The sequence below is a fragment of the Actinomyces sp. HMSC065F12 genome, from assembly GCF_001814535.1.
Taxonomy (GTDB): domain Bacteria; phylum Actinomycetota; class Actinomycetes; order Actinomycetales; family Actinomycetaceae; genus Pauljensenia; species Pauljensenia radingae_A.
Genome location: NZ_KV816952.1, coordinates 1 through 15,871 on the forward strand (window position 1 = coordinate 1; position 15,871 = coordinate 15,871).

General features: G+C 61.4%; 11 protein-coding genes and 1 pseudogene. 10 read left to right on the top strand and 2 right to left on the bottom strand.

The genetic code is table 11. The annotated features are described in order from the left end of the window. Positions 1-279 precede the first annotated feature (279 nt). From HMPREF2975_RS02340 to HMPREF2975_RS02350, 3 genes are all read left to right on the top strand, one after another. On the top strand, positions 280-2,565 hold the full coding sequence (locus HMPREF2975_RS02340) for a zinc-ribbon domain-containing protein (RefSeq protein WP_193599958.1): 2,286 nt from the start codon (positions 280-282) through the stop codon (positions 2,563-2,565). A gap of 106 nt (positions 2,566-2,671) precedes the next feature. Further along, the gene (locus HMPREF2975_RS02345) at positions 2,672-3,916 is read left to right on the top strand and encodes an ATP-dependent DNA helicase (RefSeq protein WP_070725533.1); all 1,245 of its coding nucleotides are present in this window, start codon (positions 2,672-2,674) and stop codon (positions 3,914-3,916) included. 190 nt (positions 3,917-4,106) lie between these two features. Then, the gene (locus HMPREF2975_RS02350; RefSeq protein ID WP_193599959.1) at positions 4,107-4,817 is read left to right on the top strand and encodes a metal-dependent hydrolase; all 711 of its coding nucleotides are present in this window, start codon (positions 4,107-4,109) and stop codon (positions 4,815-4,817) included. Here HMPREF2975_RS02350 and HMPREF2975_RS02355 read toward each other — a convergent pair. Beyond that, positions 4,814-5,920: a DNA cytosine methyltransferase gene (locus HMPREF2975_RS02355; RefSeq protein ID WP_083314359.1), complete on the bottom strand. Its 1,107-nt coding sequence runs from the start codon at positions 5,918-5,920 to the stop codon at positions 4,814-4,816. The two genes, HMPREF2975_RS02350 and HMPREF2975_RS02355, sit on opposite strands and share 4 nt — an antisense overlap. A gap of 121 nt (positions 5,921-6,041) precedes the next feature. Between HMPREF2975_RS02355 and HMPREF2975_RS02360 the strand changes: the two genes are divergently transcribed. From HMPREF2975_RS02360 to HMPREF2975_RS02390, 7 genes are all read left to right on the top strand, one after another. After that, positions 6,042-6,542, top strand: a complete 501-nt coding sequence (locus HMPREF2975_RS02360; RefSeq protein ID WP_070725537.1) for a hypothetical protein — start codon at positions 6,042-6,044, stop codon at positions 6,540-6,542. Between the two features lie 134 nt (positions 6,543-6,676). After that, positions 6,677-6,841: a hypothetical protein gene (locus tag HMPREF2975_RS12440; protein WP_193599960.1), complete on the top strand. Its 165-nt coding sequence runs from the start codon at positions 6,677-6,679 to the stop codon at positions 6,839-6,841. Next, positions 6,831-7,901 carry a hypothetical protein gene (locus tag HMPREF2975_RS02370; RefSeq protein WP_070725539.1) on the top strand — a complete coding sequence of 357 codons (1,071 nt, stop codon included), beginning with the start codon at positions 6,831-6,833 and terminating at the stop codon, positions 7,899-7,901. The genes HMPREF2975_RS12440 and HMPREF2975_RS02370 overlap by 11 nt, the downstream gene beginning before the upstream one ends. Further along, a complete protein-coding gene (locus tag HMPREF2975_RS02375; protein ID WP_070725540.1) occupies positions 7,901-11,281 on the top strand; it encodes an ATP-binding protein in 3,381 nt (1,126 codons plus the stop codon). The genes HMPREF2975_RS02370 and HMPREF2975_RS02375 overlap by 1 nt, the downstream gene beginning before the upstream one ends. Positions 11,282-11,307: 26 nt before the next feature. Beyond that, complete coding sequence (locus tag HMPREF2975_RS02380) at positions 11,308-12,285, top strand: hypothetical protein (protein WP_070725542.1); 978 nt, start codon at positions 11,308-11,310, stop codon at positions 12,283-12,285. A 45-nt stretch (positions 12,286-12,330) separates the two neighbouring features. Then, positions 12,331-12,945 (top strand): PDDEXK family nuclease, encoded by a 615-nt coding sequence (locus HMPREF2975_RS02385; protein WP_193599961.1) that lies wholly within the window; start codon positions 12,331-12,333, stop codon positions 12,943-12,945. 66 nt (positions 12,946-13,011) lie between these two features. Continuing rightward, positions 13,012-14,226, top strand: coding sequence for a hypothetical protein (locus HMPREF2975_RS02390; protein ID WP_070725546.1), 1,215 nt, complete (start codon positions 13,012-13,014; stop codon positions 14,224-14,226). Positions 14,227-14,282: 56 nt separating this feature from the next. On the opposite strand, the pseudogene HMPREF2975_RS12445 reads toward HMPREF2975_RS02390, so the two are convergent. After that, positions 14,283-15,871 (bottom strand): annotated as a pseudogene (locus tag HMPREF2975_RS12445) (hypothetical protein); the annotation flags it as partial.

The window sequence follows — 15,871 nt, forward strand, 5'->3', positions numbered from 1 at the left end:
TCTATGCCATGGGTGTGCTTTTTTATGCCCTTTTTCGAGTTGTGAATATTCATATAATATGCACAGCGTATGACGCACGGATTACTATTCTCGTCGGGTAAATAAAATTAAATTCCGGCAGATAGATATTTATTGCGTTTCTTTTTTTCGGTGCACATGCCATCCTGGGTGTGCTATACTCAAAGTAATCGTTCAGCCCGCACCGATACTGCTCGGTAGTGGGCTGGATCTTTACGGGGGCCGGTTCGTCTGACACATGCTCGTCCCACAAGGATGGGCATGAGTATTTGGAATCGTATTTTTGGGTCACGCAAAGACGAGGCCCCTCGCCAGTCAACACCCTTGAGTGCCGACCTTGCCGAGCAGTGGCATGAGCGCCTGAACGATCCTGTGCGTCCAGGAGATGTGAATGCCGACAGTTCGTATAACGCGTGGTGGATGTGCCCGACATGCCTGAACGTGTGGCAGGCTGTCGTATCTTCCAGGACGGAGGGGGCAGGGTGCCCGGCGTGCGAAGCCGCAGCCGACGGCAGGCGCGACCCGCGTGTTGAGTCAGATCGCAGGCAGATTGCTTTCCGCCACCATTTCCGGCTCGCCCAGCCTGGGAGGTCTCTTGCCGACCTGAAGCCGGATGTCGCAGCGTTGTGGCACCCGACGAAAAACGACGGGGTGACGCCTGACATGGTAGGGCCGGGCTCCGGCCTTGTCGCCTGGTGGGCGTGCCCGAACGGCCATGAATGGCGGAGCATAGTCAACAATGAGGTGGCCCGTCAACGAGGGTGTCCGACATGTCACCCACCGTCGCGCCGTCGTGTATCCGGGCTGCGCACGGCCGCGCCAGGCCAGTCACTGGCCGACCTGCACCCCGAGGTGGCAGCCCTATGGCACCCGAGAAAAAACGGTGACGCCACGCCCGACAAGGCGATGCCGGGGTCGAACTTTGCCGCATGGTGGATATGCCCGAACGGTCACGAGTGGAGGCGCCGTGTCAGAGCTCAGGTGATGAACAACTCATGCCCACTGTGTCAATACGGGAATGCTCATGGCGACGTGGATTCCGACCAGTCACTGGCCGACCTGCACCCCGAGGTTGCGGGCATGTGGGATCAGAAGCACAACCGTCAGGTCACGCCGTCCACTGTTCGCCCGACATCCACCCTCAAGGCTCACTGGCGGTGCCCTGCGTGCCACCATGCCTGGGTGCGCACGGTGGCCGACCAGGTTAGGGTGGGCAGGTGCGAGCAGTGTCGCTACGGTACCGCTCGTGTCTTTCACCGCCCGAAGCAGGGTAATTCTCTGGCTGACCGGGATCACAGTGTTGCCGCCTTGTGGGATACGACCGGTAACGGTGGCGTGGGCGCGGATAGTGTGAGCATCATGTCCGGCCTTTCCGCGTGGTGGAAGTGCCCGGATGGCCACATGTGGGAACGCAGCGTCAAAGACCAGTGCGTGCTGGGTGTGTGCCCCGAGTGTGATCCAGGGCGACTGGCATTCGTCGAGGAAGCGAAACGTGCGGGGGTGACGGCCCCGCCTGTCGGCAAATCCCTCGCAGAAACTGACCCTGATGTTGCCGCATGGTGGTGTGATGATCTGAACGGCGCGTTGAAAGCGACCATGGTGAATGCGCGGCTGTCTCGCAGCGTGTGGTGGGAGTGTCCGCGCGGCCACAGGTGGTCCGCAAGCGTGTTAAAGCAGGCGAGGAACGGGTGCGCGTGTCAGGAGTGTTACTCGGAGCTGGCCCGTGAGGCGAGTGTGGCTGTTCAGGCCCCTTCAGTAGCTCAGTGGTGGGATGCGGGACTGAACGCGGTTCGCGGCATGGACGTGGAGAGTGTTCCGGCGTCATCGAAGCGCACAGCATGGTGGCGGTGTGAACGTGGGCACCTTTTCGACGCTCCGGTCAGTGACATGGTTGCGCGGCGTGTGTGCCCAGTGTGTACGGGCGGCGGATCCTTGGACGTGGCTCGCCCCGACATAGCCGAATTGTGGGATTATCGGCGCAACAGTGGTGTGAGCGTGTCGAGCGTGAATGAGAATTCCGGTCGAGAAGTGTGGTGGAAATGCCCTGAAGGCCACGAGGTGTACCAGAGCGTGAGAAGCATGTGCCGGGCAGGGTGCTCGGAGTGTGCGCGTGTGAAGCGAGTGGAGGCCGTTCTTGACGGGCGCGTGTGTGTGTTCGAGAACAGTGTGGAACATTTGCGCGGTGACGTGTCCGCCTTGTGGCATCCGAACCGCAATGGCGAGGTCCTGGCGCGTGACGTGGAACCTGACTCGCCCCTGATGGTGTGGTGGAAATGCCCTGAGGGCCATGAGTGGCGTGAAAGCGTGGCACAGTGCGTCAACCGTGGTGGGTGTGCCCGGTGTGCGCATAGCGCGAGTGGCCGCCTGTCGGAAGAATATCCGGATCTTGCCGCCGAGTGGGTGGACGACCTGAATGTGAAAAAGGCGTGGCAGGTGAAGTCGAACTCGAAGTTACAGGCTGTGTGGCGGTGCCATACATGCGGTGAAACGTTCCGTGAGAGCGTGAAGCGTCGCGTGCACGGCGTGGGATGCCCGAACTGTGGGTAAGCGCCCGGAGCCCTGACGGTTTCTTGAAAAATTGCGGTGCAGCCTTTTGTGCTGCCCGCGTTTTTCATGCCTGCGTGGGGTGTGTTCTTGTCCCACAAGAAGGGGCATGGGTGAGTTGAATGCTGAAAAACAGGTGGCACTGGATCGCATGTTGGCGGGCGGGAATTTTTTCGTCACCGGTAAGGCGGGCACAGGCAAGACGAGGCTGATTTGCGAGTTTTTGTCCAGGCGCCCTGACGCGATGGTGGTGGCTCCGACGGGTTTGGCCGCGTTGAATGCGGGCGGTCTGACGATCCACCGGTTTTTTGGGTTGCGGACGGATGTGACGAGCCTGGATGAGTATGATCCTGGGCGTCGCCGCTTCGTTTTTGCCCGGTTGACGACGCTGGTGGTGGACGAGGCGTCCATGATGCGTGCTGACACGTTCGACCTGGTGGAGCAGATTTTACGGCGCTACGGCCCGTTGCCGGGGTTTCCGTTTGGCGGGGTGCAGATGATTCTTGTGGGAGACGTGTTCCAGTTGCCTCCGGTCGTGGTGCGCGCCGAGGAGGAGTTTTTCACCTCCCACTACGCCTCACCGTTCTTTTTCAGTGGCCGCGCATGGGATGTGGGAGCGTTTTCGACGATCCAGCTGAGCGAGGTGTTTCGCCAGTCGGATGAGGGGTTCGTGGACGTGTTGAATCGTGTGCGCGCGGGGGATGAGGCTGTGGTGGGCGAGCTGGATCCCCTGGTTGATCCTGGGTTTGTCCCGCAGGACGGTCAGGTGTGGGTGACGTTGGCGGGGCGGAACCGCAGGGTGGATTCGATTAATGAGGCGCATTTGGACATGCTCGATGGTGAGGAGCGGGCGTTTGAGGCTGTGGCGCGAGGCTGCGTGCTGCCTACTGAGATTCCGGTGGCGCGCGTGGTGAGGGTCGCGGTGGGTGCTCAGGTGATGTGCGTGGCGAATGATCCGGACGGTGAGTTTGTCAATGGGAGTGTGGGCATGGTGCGCGCGTTTGAGGGCCGGTGGCCGGTGGTAGAGCTGGAGGATGGCAGCGTGGTGGTTGTGGGTGTGCACAGGTGGCCGGTGACGCGTCCGAAGGTGATCGATGGGCGTTTGGTGCATGAGGAGGTGGGCGCGTATTTTCAGGTGCCGTTGCGTGCGGCGTGGGCGATGACGGTGCATAAGGCGCAGGGGAAGTCGTTGTCGCGGATGGTGTTTGATCCTGGTGACCGCTTGTTTGCGCCTGGCCAGTTGTATGTGGCGTTGTCGCGGGCGAGGTCGCGGGAGGGGCTGGTGCTGCGTCGGCGTGTGGAGGCGTGCGAGGTGTTGACGGATCCGCACGTGTTGGCGTTCAGTCGGGGCTAGTCGTGATCCCTGTCGGGTTGTGTACAGCTTGAGTGCTGGTGGGGTTTCTTTTCCACGGTGTGCGGCTTGAACAGTTGCAGTGTTTTTCCACTGCTGGGCGTGGGTGTGCGCGCGCGGCCTAGTCCGTGTCCTGCCGTTTGCAACCACTGTCGGGTCGCGTGTGCATGGTGCGTGTCCCACAAGGTGGGTCGTGTTAGGGCATAATCATGCGTTGTTTTCTGTTGCCGCCTGGTGCGCGGTGTCGGCCAGCCCGCTGGTGGGCGACCTGGATGTGAGCGGTGTGGCGGTGGGCGCTTTGGTGTCTGCCGGTGCGGCGTTGCTGCCGGATGTGGATCATCCGAGTGCGTCTGTTGCGAGGTCGTTGCCGCCGCTCACCGTGTGGGTGGCGCGGCTGGTGAGCGCTGTGGGTGGTGGGCATCGTGGTATCACGCATTCACTGGTGGGTGCCGTGTTGTTTGTGGCGCTGGTGGCTGTGACTCCGTGGAGGGCGTGGAGCGCCGTGGTGTGTGGTGTGAGTGTGAGCGTGGTGCCGACTGTGGTGGGCGGGGTGTGTGTGGCGCTTGCTGTGCGCGCGGTGTGGAAGAAGTCGCCTGGCCTCGTGCAGTGGGCGGTGTGCCTGGTGGGCGCCGTGGTGTGTGGGGTGTGGAGTGGCGCGTGGATGGGTGTGGCGTTGATATGCGGCTGGGTGTCGCATATTGTGGCGGATTCTGTGACGGTGGCGGGGGTTCCTCTTGTGTGGCCGCTTCGACCCAGGCCGCTCGTTGATACGCCCCTGTGGCGCAGGTCGGGGTGTTTCGCGTTGCCGGTGTTGGGGAAGGCTGGCTCTGGTGTGGAGTATGGGGTGGTGAGTGTTCTGGTGGTCGCTGCGGTGGCGTGGCGCGCGTGGATGATGGTGGCTTAGTGTGGGGTGTCGGTTGACGCTTGGAGTGTGTTGGCGATAGATTCGGCGATGAATTTTCCTAGTTTGACTGGTACGGCGTTCCCGATCATTTGCTCAATGTTGGTGCGTGAGCCGACCCATTGGAATCCTCGTGGGAATGTTTGGATTTCTGCCCGCTCTGAAGTGGTCAGTGCGCGTGCCTGTGTGATGGATGCTGAGTCGCCGGGGTGTCCTGGGTAGCCTTTTGAGATCGGCCTGTTGACTCCTCGAATGGTTGGTGAGGGTTCGTCGATGGAGAAGATTGCTCGACGCTGATAGCTCCGGGGTGGGTTGTAGTAGTGTTCTGTTCCCAGTCTTTGGCCGAACCAGTCTCGCACCGTTGTTGGCTTCTCGTCGGCTTGACTTGTCCAGTATTCCAGTACGCGTGTGCTTGTTTGCGGGTTGAGGGAGCCGAAGGTGATGAGTCGTTTGCGTGTTTGCGGTACTCCGTACAGGGCGGCGTTGAGCACCATTTTGGTGATGGTGTAGCCTGCTTTTTCCATGTTGGTGAGAGCCCGTTTGTAGGCGGCTGCGTGTGTTGCGCGTGCGACATTTTCCATCACGAAGAAGGATGGCATGAAGTGGGTGATGGTTGTCGCGAATTTTTCGGTCAGGTTTGCCCGGTCGCCTTCGACTCGTTTTCCTGCCGATGAGAAGTCCTGGCAGGGTGGTCCTCCGACGATTGCGGGGAATGAACCGTCGGGGAGGCGGTGTTGTTTGAGCCGTTGGGTCGTGGCGTCCGTGTTTCCTAGGTCCAGTATTTCTGCGTGGTGATCTAGGTTGGCTGTGTAGGTGTCGACTGCGCACGGCCAGTTGTCGTAGCCTTTCAGGACGTTGAATCCGGCTAATTGGAATCCGAGTGACATTCCTCCGCAGCCTGAAAACAGGTCGATGACTGTGGGGAGTTGAGTGTTTGGTTGTGCTGTGAGGGAGCGGACGATTTCGTGTGCCCATGCGGTGCTGCCGTCAATGGTGGCCGTGTCGGCCTTGTTGTCGGCTTGTAGTGTGTGGATGGTTTCGGGGCTGACTGCGGTGAGTTGGGCGAGGTGGTGTATGTCGTATGGGTTGGTGTTGGTGGCGGGCATTGGTCGCGTCCTCCTTTGCGTCGTGTCCTTTGGCTGTGGTCACGGTTGCGGCTGGAGTGTTTGTCGCATTAGTGGTGGGTGAGGGGCGGATGGTCTGCCCCAGCGTCAAGGAGTGTGTACTGTGGCCGATTTTGAGTGGGGCCAGCCCCCTGTAAACGTGGAGCCGAAGCCTGAGCCGAAGCCTGAGCCGAAGCCGAAGCGTGCGAAGAGGCCGTCACGTCGCAAGGGCGTGAAGGGTGATGTGGCTGGCGCTGTTGCGAAGACGATTGAGGTCATGGAGGCTGACGCGCAGGACCGCGACCTGCTGGTGGACGCGTGCGGTAAGGACGTGGCCGGTTCGATTGTGGATGTCGTGTCGGGCGAGGGTCCTGGTGATGTGTTGCGCCTGATTGTGGATGTGCATGAGATGGATCCGTTGGAGGCTGGTGTGGCTGTTGCCGCGCTGGGCGAGGTAAAGGTGCGTGAGGTGTGGCGACTGTTGCGCCGCATGGGTGTGGACCTGGTGGAGCGTCCTCCGTCGTCGTTGACGGTGGCTGCGACTCGTCTTGCCCGCCAGATTGTGGATTTGGACGAGGATCGTGCTGGCCGTGTGGAGCGTGTTGCCAGGCTGGCTGGTGCGTGATGGCTCGCTGCGTGTCGTGGGTGCCGCTGGAGGGCAGTGGGCACGGTTCGGATGATGGTCCTGGTGGCGTGTTGCGCCGGTGGGTGCCATGTCGGAATAAGGTGTCTGCTCGTGGCCAGCGGTGTTCGCGGTGCGTGCGTGAGCTTCTCGCCCACCCGGATGCGCAGGTGCGCATGTGGCTGGCTGCGGAGCCTGGCCAGGATGTGGGCGTGTTGGAGGTGTTGGCGGGTGATTTGAACCCGCAGGTTGCTGGTGCGGCGCGTAGGGCGCTGTCGGCGAGGGGGACTGGTGGCGCGTAAACGTCGGGGGCAGGCTGCGAGCCCGTGGGATGCTGACGCTCAGGTGTCGCGTGAGCGCGATTTTGTGACGGATCGTGAGGCGCGTCTGGATCGGCGTGCACGCAAGTGGCGGTGGGTGATTATCGCGTGCCTGGTGTTGATGCCGGTGTGCGTGGTGGGGTCGTTGAGCGTGTTGCAGCGTGTGGATACGGACCCGAATGCGGATGCGGTGTCGTTTGCTCAGATGAGTGCTCCTGGCCGTGATGTGGCGCAGCGCGCGGTGGACGTGTGGCTGGCTGACGTGTCGAACCCGATTCCTGGTGGCGTGGTGGCGAGCTGGGATGGTGCCCGCAAGTTGGACGTGTATGTGCCGCGTTCTGAGGAGGCGAAGCTGGAGAAGGGCGAGGTTCAGGACCGGTGGGTGCATGATTTTACGGTGCGTCGTGATGGTGGTCAGGCTCAGTCTGGCGCGCAGTCGGGTGACAGTGTGGTGCCTGTGGGCACGGATGGTCAGGTTGTGGGCGAGTTGTATCGCGTGTCGCAGCTGGTGAAGTGTAGTGGTGCGGGCGGGTGTGTGACGGTGGGGATGCCGTCGGTGGTGCCGTTGCCGGGTCAGGATGCGAGTGTGAGTGACGGGTTGGCGTCGTGGCCGTGGTCGAAGAATACGCAGGCTCCTGCTCCTGTGGTGGATGCTGTGGGCGCATGGGTGGATGCGTTTACGAGTGGGGATCCGACGAAGCTGCGCGTGCAGGTGGCGGATCCGGATTCGTCGCATGAGTTTGTGCCGCTGTCAGGCGTGGTGGCGGTGCAGTGGCAGATTGTGGAGTCGGCGTACCGGTTTGGTGCGGATGGGTTTGACCAGGCGCCGGATTCGAGTGACGAGATGATTGTGCGCGTGCGGTTGAGTGTGGATCGTGGTGTGCGTGATGAGCATGGTGACCCGGTGTTGGCTCCGATGGATATGGATGTGCTGGTGGTGGGCGCGAAGTCTGCGCCGCGCGTGGTGGCGTGGGGCGGTGTGGGCACGGGGTATGAGTTGAAGGCTTTTGAGAATGCGACGGTGAAGGGGCGTGTGCACTGATGGCTGGGGTGCGTGATTCGTCGTGGACGACGCCGGTGCGTCAGGTGTTGTCTGGTGGGCGTTTTGTGGGCGTGGATAATTCGATGTGGGTGTATCGGAAGGTTCCGCTTGCCCCGATGGTGGATGCGAAGACGAAGGGGCGTATTGATGCTGCTGCCGTGCCGTTGATGAGGTTTTTTGAGCAGTTGTCGGGGTTGGCTCAGACGTCGGGTGGTCGTCGCGCGTTGGCGAAGGGGTCGTACCGGGAGTTTCACGTGGTGGCGGTGAATGTGCCGATGCCGTTTCAGGCTCCTCGCGAGTTGGCGAACCGTGAGATGTTGGAGGCGGATTATGGGGATCGTTTCACGTTCCGTCGCGTGGTGCTGGCTGGTGTGCGCCTGGTTCCGAAGATGCGGCGGAAGGGGCAGGGCGCGTTGGCGAGCGCGGTGGAGTCACTGTCTCAGACGATTGTGCGTGGCGGGGTGCCGTTGGAGGATTACGAGTCGGATTACGAGACGGTGGATAAGGTGATGCGCCAGTGTGGGTTGGCGGATTTGGGTGTGGACGAGTTTGGGCATGATGAGGTGCAGCTTGTCCAGTCGTGGTGGAATTTTGGGCGTAGTGCGGATACTCCGATCATGGTGGAGGCGGATCATGTGCACGTGTTCCGGTCGATTGGTGCGGCGAAGGCGGCGCAGAATTTGGATCGGGATGAGTGTGAGTCGTGGGATGTGCCGGGCGCGTACCCGTTGACGTTTGTGTCGGTGTCGGAGTTTGATTTGCCGTGGGTGGAGGCGACGAGTCGGCGCGCGTTGTGGTGTACGGATTTGATGGATTCGGGTGCTCGCATGGTGTCGATGCGTGGGCTTGTGGAGCCGGTGAAGGTGACGCGTGGGGAGTTGGCTCGTGGGCGTGACCGGTTTATGCGTGACCGTGAGGAGCGTATTGCGCAGGGTCGGGCTGCGAAGGCGGATCAGGATCAGCAGATTCAGGTGCTCTCTGAGGTGGAGGCTGGGTATGCGACGGGTGGCGGGTCTCCTAGCGTGGTGGGTTTGAGTGTGGTGGCTGCTGTCGAGGGTGTGGTGCATGATGTGGGGCGGTTTTTGTCGGATTCGGCGGTGATTTTGGGGGCGTTGCAGTTCCGTCAGCATCAGGCGTTTTTGGAGTCGATGCCGTGTAGTCCGATGCGTGCGGCTCCGCAGTTGCATGATGTTCCGGCGCAGACGGTGGCGTATAGCGGTGTGACGAATTTGTCGACGGTGGGGGATCGTGATGGCGCACTGTTGGGGTTTAGTGAGTATGACCGTCAGCCGGTGTATGTGAGCCCGTTTGCCGCGATGGTGGGGGATGCGGGTCCGGCTTTGCTGGTGGCGGGCGCGACTGGTTCCGGTAAGGAGTTGTCGCTGGACACGGTGGTGTGTACTCCTGTGGGGCCTGTGGAGTTGCGTGACGTGTGCGTGGGGACGCGCGTGCTGGGCAGGGATGGGCGCGAGTGCACGGTGACTGGCGTGTTTGACCAGGTGGGTACTGAGATGTTTGAGGTGGCTTTTGATGATGGCCAGGTTGTTCGCGCGGGCCGGTGCCATTTGTGGGTGGTGGATGGTCTGAGTGTGAATGCGGGCGATGTGTGTGTGCGGCTGATGGAGCGTGCTGGCCGGTGCGGTGGTGACCTGGTGGATGCTGAGGGCGTGTGGCGCCTGGTGCGTGGTGTGGGCCCGTGGAGGAGCGCGTGGGGCGTGGAGTCGTCGCTGCTGGCGGTGGGCGTGTCGGGTCGTGTGCGGGCGTGTGATGGTGTGCGCGCGTTGGCTGTGCGGTGTGGGCAGTGGCTGGGTGAGGGCGTGGTGGACAGCGGCGAGCTGGTGTTGTCGACGGGTGAGATTCGTGATTTTGCTGTCGGTGGCGGGACTCGTTTGTGTGAGCCGTGCGAGTTGGATGTGAGTGTGGCTCCTGGGCCGTCGCAGCGTGTGGCCGGGTTGGGTGAGCGCGTGGAGTGTCCGAGTGTGGGTGAGGCTGAGCGTGTGGCTCGCGTGGCGCGTAGTGCGGGGTGGAAGGTGCGTGTGCGGGGCTGCGTGGTGGAGCGTCTTGCTGGGTCGCGTTTGTTGATTGTGAGCGTGGAGCCGTCGAGCAGTGAGCGGACTCGGTGTTTGAGTGTGGATAGTGTGGATCGGACGTATTTGTGTGCGGGGTTTGTGCCGACGCATAACACGATGACACTGTTGTCGCTTGCCCGCCAGTGGGCGCGGATTCCGAACAAGTCGGGCAGGGTGACGCCGGTGGTGATGGTGGATCCGAAGCAGTCGTCGGATGGTGGGTTTGAGCGGCCTGTTCGGAACCTGGGTGGTCAGGTGATGAGTTTGGATTCGCTGGTGAGTGCGGATGGCGTGTTTGATCCGGTGCGCGTGCTGGTGGACCGGTCGAGCAAGGAGCGGTTTGAGGCGACGTACAGTGAGGCTGTCGAGTTGGCGTCGGACATGATTAGCGGTATTGACCCGTGGCCGAAGGATTATCGTCAGGGTTTTGAGGTGGCGTTGTTGAAGGCGCTGCGTTTTGGTGTGGTGAATGGCGCGTCGTGTGTGGGTGAGGCGTTGCGGATGGCGGATCGTGAGAGCCCGTTGCCTGCGGGGATGGTGGGCCCGATTATGGACACGTTGGAGGCGTCTCCGCTTGCCCGCGCGGTGTTGGGGGTGGAGCCTGGGTCGGCGTCGTTGCGTACGGCGGATGGGTTGAGCCTGATTATGGTGGGGTCGACTCGTATTCCGTTGCCGGATGAGGGTGCGTGGGAGCAGTCGAGTTTGGTTCAGCGTATTGGGTCGTGGCTGCTCAAGATGATGGTGTTCGGGTCTGCGTCTGCTGTGTCGTATCGCGGTGGTGGCGTGGTGATTTTGGATGAGGCGTGGCAGTTTTTGGCGGGGCCGACGGGCGCTCAGGAGGTGCAGCGTTTGATGCGTTTGGCGCGTTCTCAACAGGTGCTTGTGGTGTTGGCGTCGCAGCGTGTGAGTGATTTTGTGGATGCGAACCTGGTGGGTGGTATTTCGCGTGGCTTGTTGTTGCCGTTGGATCGTGGGACGGGTGCGGTGGATCAGTTTGGGCGTCGTGATGATGGTCAGGCTGGGTTTGCGTTGGATTTGTTTCAGGTGGAGCGCACGGATGAGCGTTTGCGGCGTATGAGTGGCGCGAGGACGGTTGAGGGGTCGGATTTGCCGAATTGGGATTCGATGCGCTCGTTGCGTGATCCGCAGTCGGGTGAGGTGGTGCGCGGCACGGTGGGGCTATATTCGGATTTGTCGGGCAGGGTGGTTCCGGCTGAGATTGTGATTCCTCCGGCGTTTTTGGCGGAGATTTCGACGAATATTTCGGATGTGCGTGCTCGTGGTGGAGCGGTGTCGATGCGCGGCGCGTAGTGGGGTGGTGTCCCACAAGGTGGGGCATGAGTGTTGAGTGCGGCGTGTGGTCGTTGGGCGAGTTGGATGAGTTTGCTGCCCGGTGTGGTGATGTGGTGGGGTTGGCGGATGGTGCGTTTCGGGCGGATGTGGTGGGCAGGGTGGCTCGCCAGTTGGGTGTGGATGCGCGGATTCGTGAGGATGTGTGTTCGCGCGCGTGGCTGGTGGTGGTGGATCGTGTGCTTGCGGGCGTGTGGGATGGGTCGCGTGGCCGTTTTTCGTCGTTTGTGTGGGGTCTTGCGCGCGCGGTGATTTCGCGTAGTGCGGTGCGTGACGAGGTGCGGTCTTCTCGTGCTGTGCCGGTGGCTGATGTGTGGGTGGATGGTGAGTATGTGCCGGTTGATATGGCGTTGGAGGTGGTGGCGTCGAATATGGATCGGTTGAATGTGTCGCGGATGCGTGGGTCGAAGCGCGTGTTGGCGAGGGCGTGCGCGTTGCGTGTGGCGTTCGGTTTGCCGGATGTGTTGAGGCCGCGTGATGAGGGTGCGCGTCGGGCGGCGTTGGGCGTGTTGGTGGGGGATGAGTGTGCGGGCCTTCGTGCGGTGCGTGCGGTGCGTGAGGGTCGCGTGTGGTGTGCGGGTGTGGAGAGCGTGTTTGCTCGGTGGGATGGTGACGCGTTGGAGGTGGTGGACGCGTTGGGTGTTCAGTGTGCGCAGGTGTTGGCTCTCAGTGGTGTGGTGGATTTGCCGGTGCCGAATGTGCGGCGGATGGGAGCGTTGGTGCGGTTGATTGTGTCGGCTGGTGATGAGTCGGCTGAGTGGGGTGTGTTGGCTAAGCGTTTGGCCGATTGGGTGGTGGCGTCGCAGTGTGGTGAGTTTTCGGGTGAGGATCGTGGCGTGTTGGTGGAGGCTGCTGGGTTTAGGGGTGCTCCGCTGGGTGGGTGCGTGCGGGATGTGGAGGATGCGTTGGTGGAGTTGTTGTGGGTGGTGGTTCCGGTGGTGCGTGAGGGTGAGTTGGTGGTGTAGGTGGGGGTCGGGTCGCGTGGTGTGCGGGCGAAGAGCGGCGCACAGGTGAGTGAGTATTCGGGGGTGGTGTTTCGGTCGCGTTTGGAGGCTCGGTGGGCGCTGTTTTTTGATTTGATGGGGTGGGATTGGGATTATGAGCCTGGGATGTATCCGGTGGGTGGGCGCATGTATATTCCGGATTTTTGGGTGGATGCGTTGGGGTGGGTGGAGGTGAAGGGTGCGCGTTTTTTGACGAAGGTGTCGGGTGCGAAGATTGCGCGTGCTGTTGGCGTGTTGCCGCGTCGGTGTGAGCCGTTTGGCAGGGCTGGCCGGTTGTTGATTGCGGGACGGTTGGAGTGTGAGCGGGAGCATTTTCGTCCGGTTCATAATGTGGTGGTGGCGGATGGTGGTGTGGCGAATGTGTTTCGTGGGGTGGTGACGGGTGGTGGCGTGGAGCTGGTGGGGGGTGCGTGGATGCGGTTGCCGTCTAGTGGCGTGTTAACTGATGAGGTGCGTCGCGCGCTGTGTGAGCCTGGTGTTGTGGAGGGCAGGAGCGAGGATCGGGTGGCGAATTGTTATATTGTGGCGTCGCGTGTGGAGGGTGTGGGTCGGAAGTTGGTGTTGCCGGATCAGGTGCGCGAGCTGGTGTCGGGCAGGTGGGCTGGCCGCCGAACACGGTAGAAAACGTAGCAACGTAAAGTATCATGTGGGTATCCCTATTAGTTTCTTTTCACAGGAGACCCACACATGCGCACCCTACGCACACTCGCCATCCCACTCGCCACCGTAATGGCAGCCACCGCCCTGACCGCCTGCTCCACCCAAAGCGCAGCCGAGTACGTGAGCGAAGAAAACGAGAAAGCTGCCGCCCAGATGAGCGGGCAACTATCCACCGCCCTCAGTGACTTTGAGGCAACCGTCGAGCACGCCCAGGCGGCCTGCGAAAAAACCCGCCCCACCCTGGAAAAAGCACTCCAAGAAGGCGACCTAGACACCCTGAAAACACTCATCGGTAAAGAAATGACACGCGAGATCGACGACTTCCCGTTCGCCGACCAGTGGGTGGGCGACCCCACCTTCACCGTCACGTGCAAAAAGCGTGGCATCGAAATGGACACCACCCTGCCCGACTTCGACCCCGTGGACGTGGGCGACCGGTCCCGCAAGGACATTTTTGGCGACACCCAGTACATCCCTACCATTGACGGTGAGCCGTACACGAGCTGGCAGCCCGACACAAAGTTGGCGACCTCGCCCCTGCTCACCGTGGTCAGTGAGGCGGAGGAGGCTCAACTGGACACCAGCGTCGAAGGCGACTCGGTAATCGTCACCAGCGGCCTCATGCAGGAATCACTGGTTTCCCAGTCTGCCCGAGCCTTGCTTGACTATGTGCTGCGCGACTCGCGCATCCCCGCCCTGATCGGCAAGTACGAGATCGGCGGTGCCCAGAGCGTAGACGGCGACCTGGCACCATTCTTCAGCGGGTCAGCCCCCGTGTACCTGGAGGAGGACGCGTCCGCACAGCCCACCCAGGAAGTCCTCGACTATGCGCGCAACCACGTGGAGCAGGCCGTGAAAGCTCAGGAGGCGATGGGTAACGATGACCCGAACTGTGACTACGCGTTCGCCCGTGGCCGCATCCAGGTCAACGGCGCGTCAACCCCCGTCTTGTGGGCGTGCGAAACCTGGCAGGACATGACGATGGATCACGTGGACATTCTCGACCTGGAACAGGTGGACCTGGACTCGTATGCCCCAGCTGAGGCGAGCAACATTCCCGCCACCATCAGCCTGGTCATCTACAAGCGCAGCGGTGAGCCCGTCCTCCAGGTTGCCAAGTACACCGACAAGGGGGCGCCTGCTGATCCATTTAAGGTGACAAAACTGGGTGTCACGCTCGAAGTGGTGGACGGCAAGCTCGTTCCGGCGGCGAAAAACTCGATCACCGTTGAAGGCTGGTAAAACAAAGTTCAGCCCCCCGACCATGCGCGGCCAGGGGGCTGAACTGTCAGTGACTGTCAGGCTTCAGGCGTCAGGACGGGGGCGCCACGGTTGACGTTGCCCTCATAGTTGGATTCGATGCGGTCTCCCGCGCCTTCACCTTCCAGAGCGTCAACGGCTTCTTTCGCTTTGTCCACGCCTGCCTGTGCCGTGTCGAGCGCGGCCTGCGCGTCTGTTTCGGCACTGACGGACTGCTCGGCTGCGGCTTTGGCATTGTCGTAGGATTCCTGGGCTTCAGCTTCGAGGCGTTCGACTCGTGTGAGGAGTCCAGCCTGTTTTCCGGCTGTTTTTTCGTATGCCGCTTTGGCGTCCTGGTCGGCCTGCTGGGCGGCGTCCAGGTCGGTCTTGGCGGTTTCGGCTGCCTTTGTGGCCTGGGCTGTGTTTTCTGTTGCCGCGTCGAGAGCCTTCTTGGCGTCTTGCGCAGCCTTGACATCTTCAGGAGCGGCTTCGGGCGTGTGTTCTGTGAGCGGGTTGGTCAGTTTTGTTGTGGTGACACCCTTGATCGGATGGTAGTCTTCCGACGGTTTCAGATCCTTGTAGTCACCGTTCTTGACGTACTGGTTGTCTTTAAAGGACACTCCGTGGGTCGCGTCCGTTCCGGCCCACGAGGTGGTGTCCTGAACGTTGTAGGCGTCGGCGGGCGTGCTGGTGAAGCCTAGTCCGCGCCACACGTAGACCCATTGGCCTGTCTGAGCGTTGTACCCGAGCCCTGCTGCTGCGGCGTTAATGTCCGCGTTCAGGAAGTTCCTGTTGTGACCCTTCGAGTTGGCGAGCCCATTAAAAATGTTGGCTGCAATCACGTCAGGGTCGGCGGCATCCAGGTTCTCTGTCACCTTGCCATTGCTGTCTCTGCTCCAGCGTGCAGCAAGGTTTTCAACTTTCGTGTTCATCGTGTCACCGGGAAGGTCCCGTGCGACCGTGTGCTGGTTGTATTCGGCTTCAGTGACGCCAATTTCGGGGTGTTTTTTGTTGAACGCGTCGTACCCGCCACCGTCGTACAGGTGTTCGAAGCGGAGGGGCCAGCCGTTGCCGTCTTTCTTCTCGCCTTCAACGATCCATTGGCCGAAGTCGTTGCACAGTTGGTTGTAGCGGGTCACCATTGGCAGGGGTGCGAGTCCGCCTTGGACGCGGTATTCGTTGATTTTTTCCTGGACGCGGTGAGCCAGGTACGCTTTCTTCTGGTCGAGCGTCATTTTCTGCCAGTTGAATGGCGTGGCCTTTTCGGCGGCGTCAATCACGCTCTGGGCTGCCTCATAGTTGTCACGTGCCTGTTTTTCAGTCTGGACGGCTGACCTGAGGGCTGCGCTGGCGTTGTCATAACTGGCTTGCGCCTCCTCGTACCGTGCGTGGGCTGCCTCATACGTGTCGAGTGCCTGTTTTTCGATGTCCGTGAATGTTGATCGGACGTGTTCAGTGCGCCGCTGGGCTGCCTGGAGACGAATATGGGCTTCTTTTTGTGCTGCGAGAGCCTGATTCTTAGTGGCGGTCGCAAACATGTACGCGGAGCGTGCCTCGTCTCGAACTTTGACCACTGAGATGAGGGCGGCTTCAGCCTTGGCGATCTGCTGGTCGTCCGGCTTCTCAGGGGTTGGAGTATCCGGCTTCT

What these genes read in the sequence shown, in the direction of transcription:
- HMPREF2975_RS02390 (WP_070725546.1), top strand. Translation starts at nt 13,012, where the DNA reads ATGCGCACCCTACGCACACTCGCCATCCCACTCGCCACCGTAATGGCA.
- HMPREF2975_RS02345 (WP_070725533.1), top strand. Translation starts at nt 2,672, where the DNA reads ATGGGTGAGTTGAATGCTGAAAAACAGGTGGCACTGGATCGCATGTTG.
- HMPREF2975_RS02355 (WP_083314359.1), bottom strand. Translation starts at nt 5,920, where the DNA reads ATGCCCGCCACCAACACCAACCCATACGACATACACCACCTCGCCCAA.
- HMPREF2975_RS02380 (WP_070725542.1), top strand. Translation starts at nt 11,308, where the DNA reads ATGAGTGTTGAGTGCGGCGTGTGGTCGTTGGGCGAGTTGGATGAGTTT.
- HMPREF2975_RS02375 (WP_070725540.1), top strand. Translation starts at nt 7,901, where the DNA reads ATGGCTGGGGTGCGTGATTCGTCGTGGACGACGCCGGTGCGTCAGGTG.
- HMPREF2975_RS02340 (WP_193599958.1), top strand. Translation starts at nt 280, where the DNA reads ATGAGTATTTGGAATCGTATTTTTGGGTCACGCAAAGACGAGGCCCCT.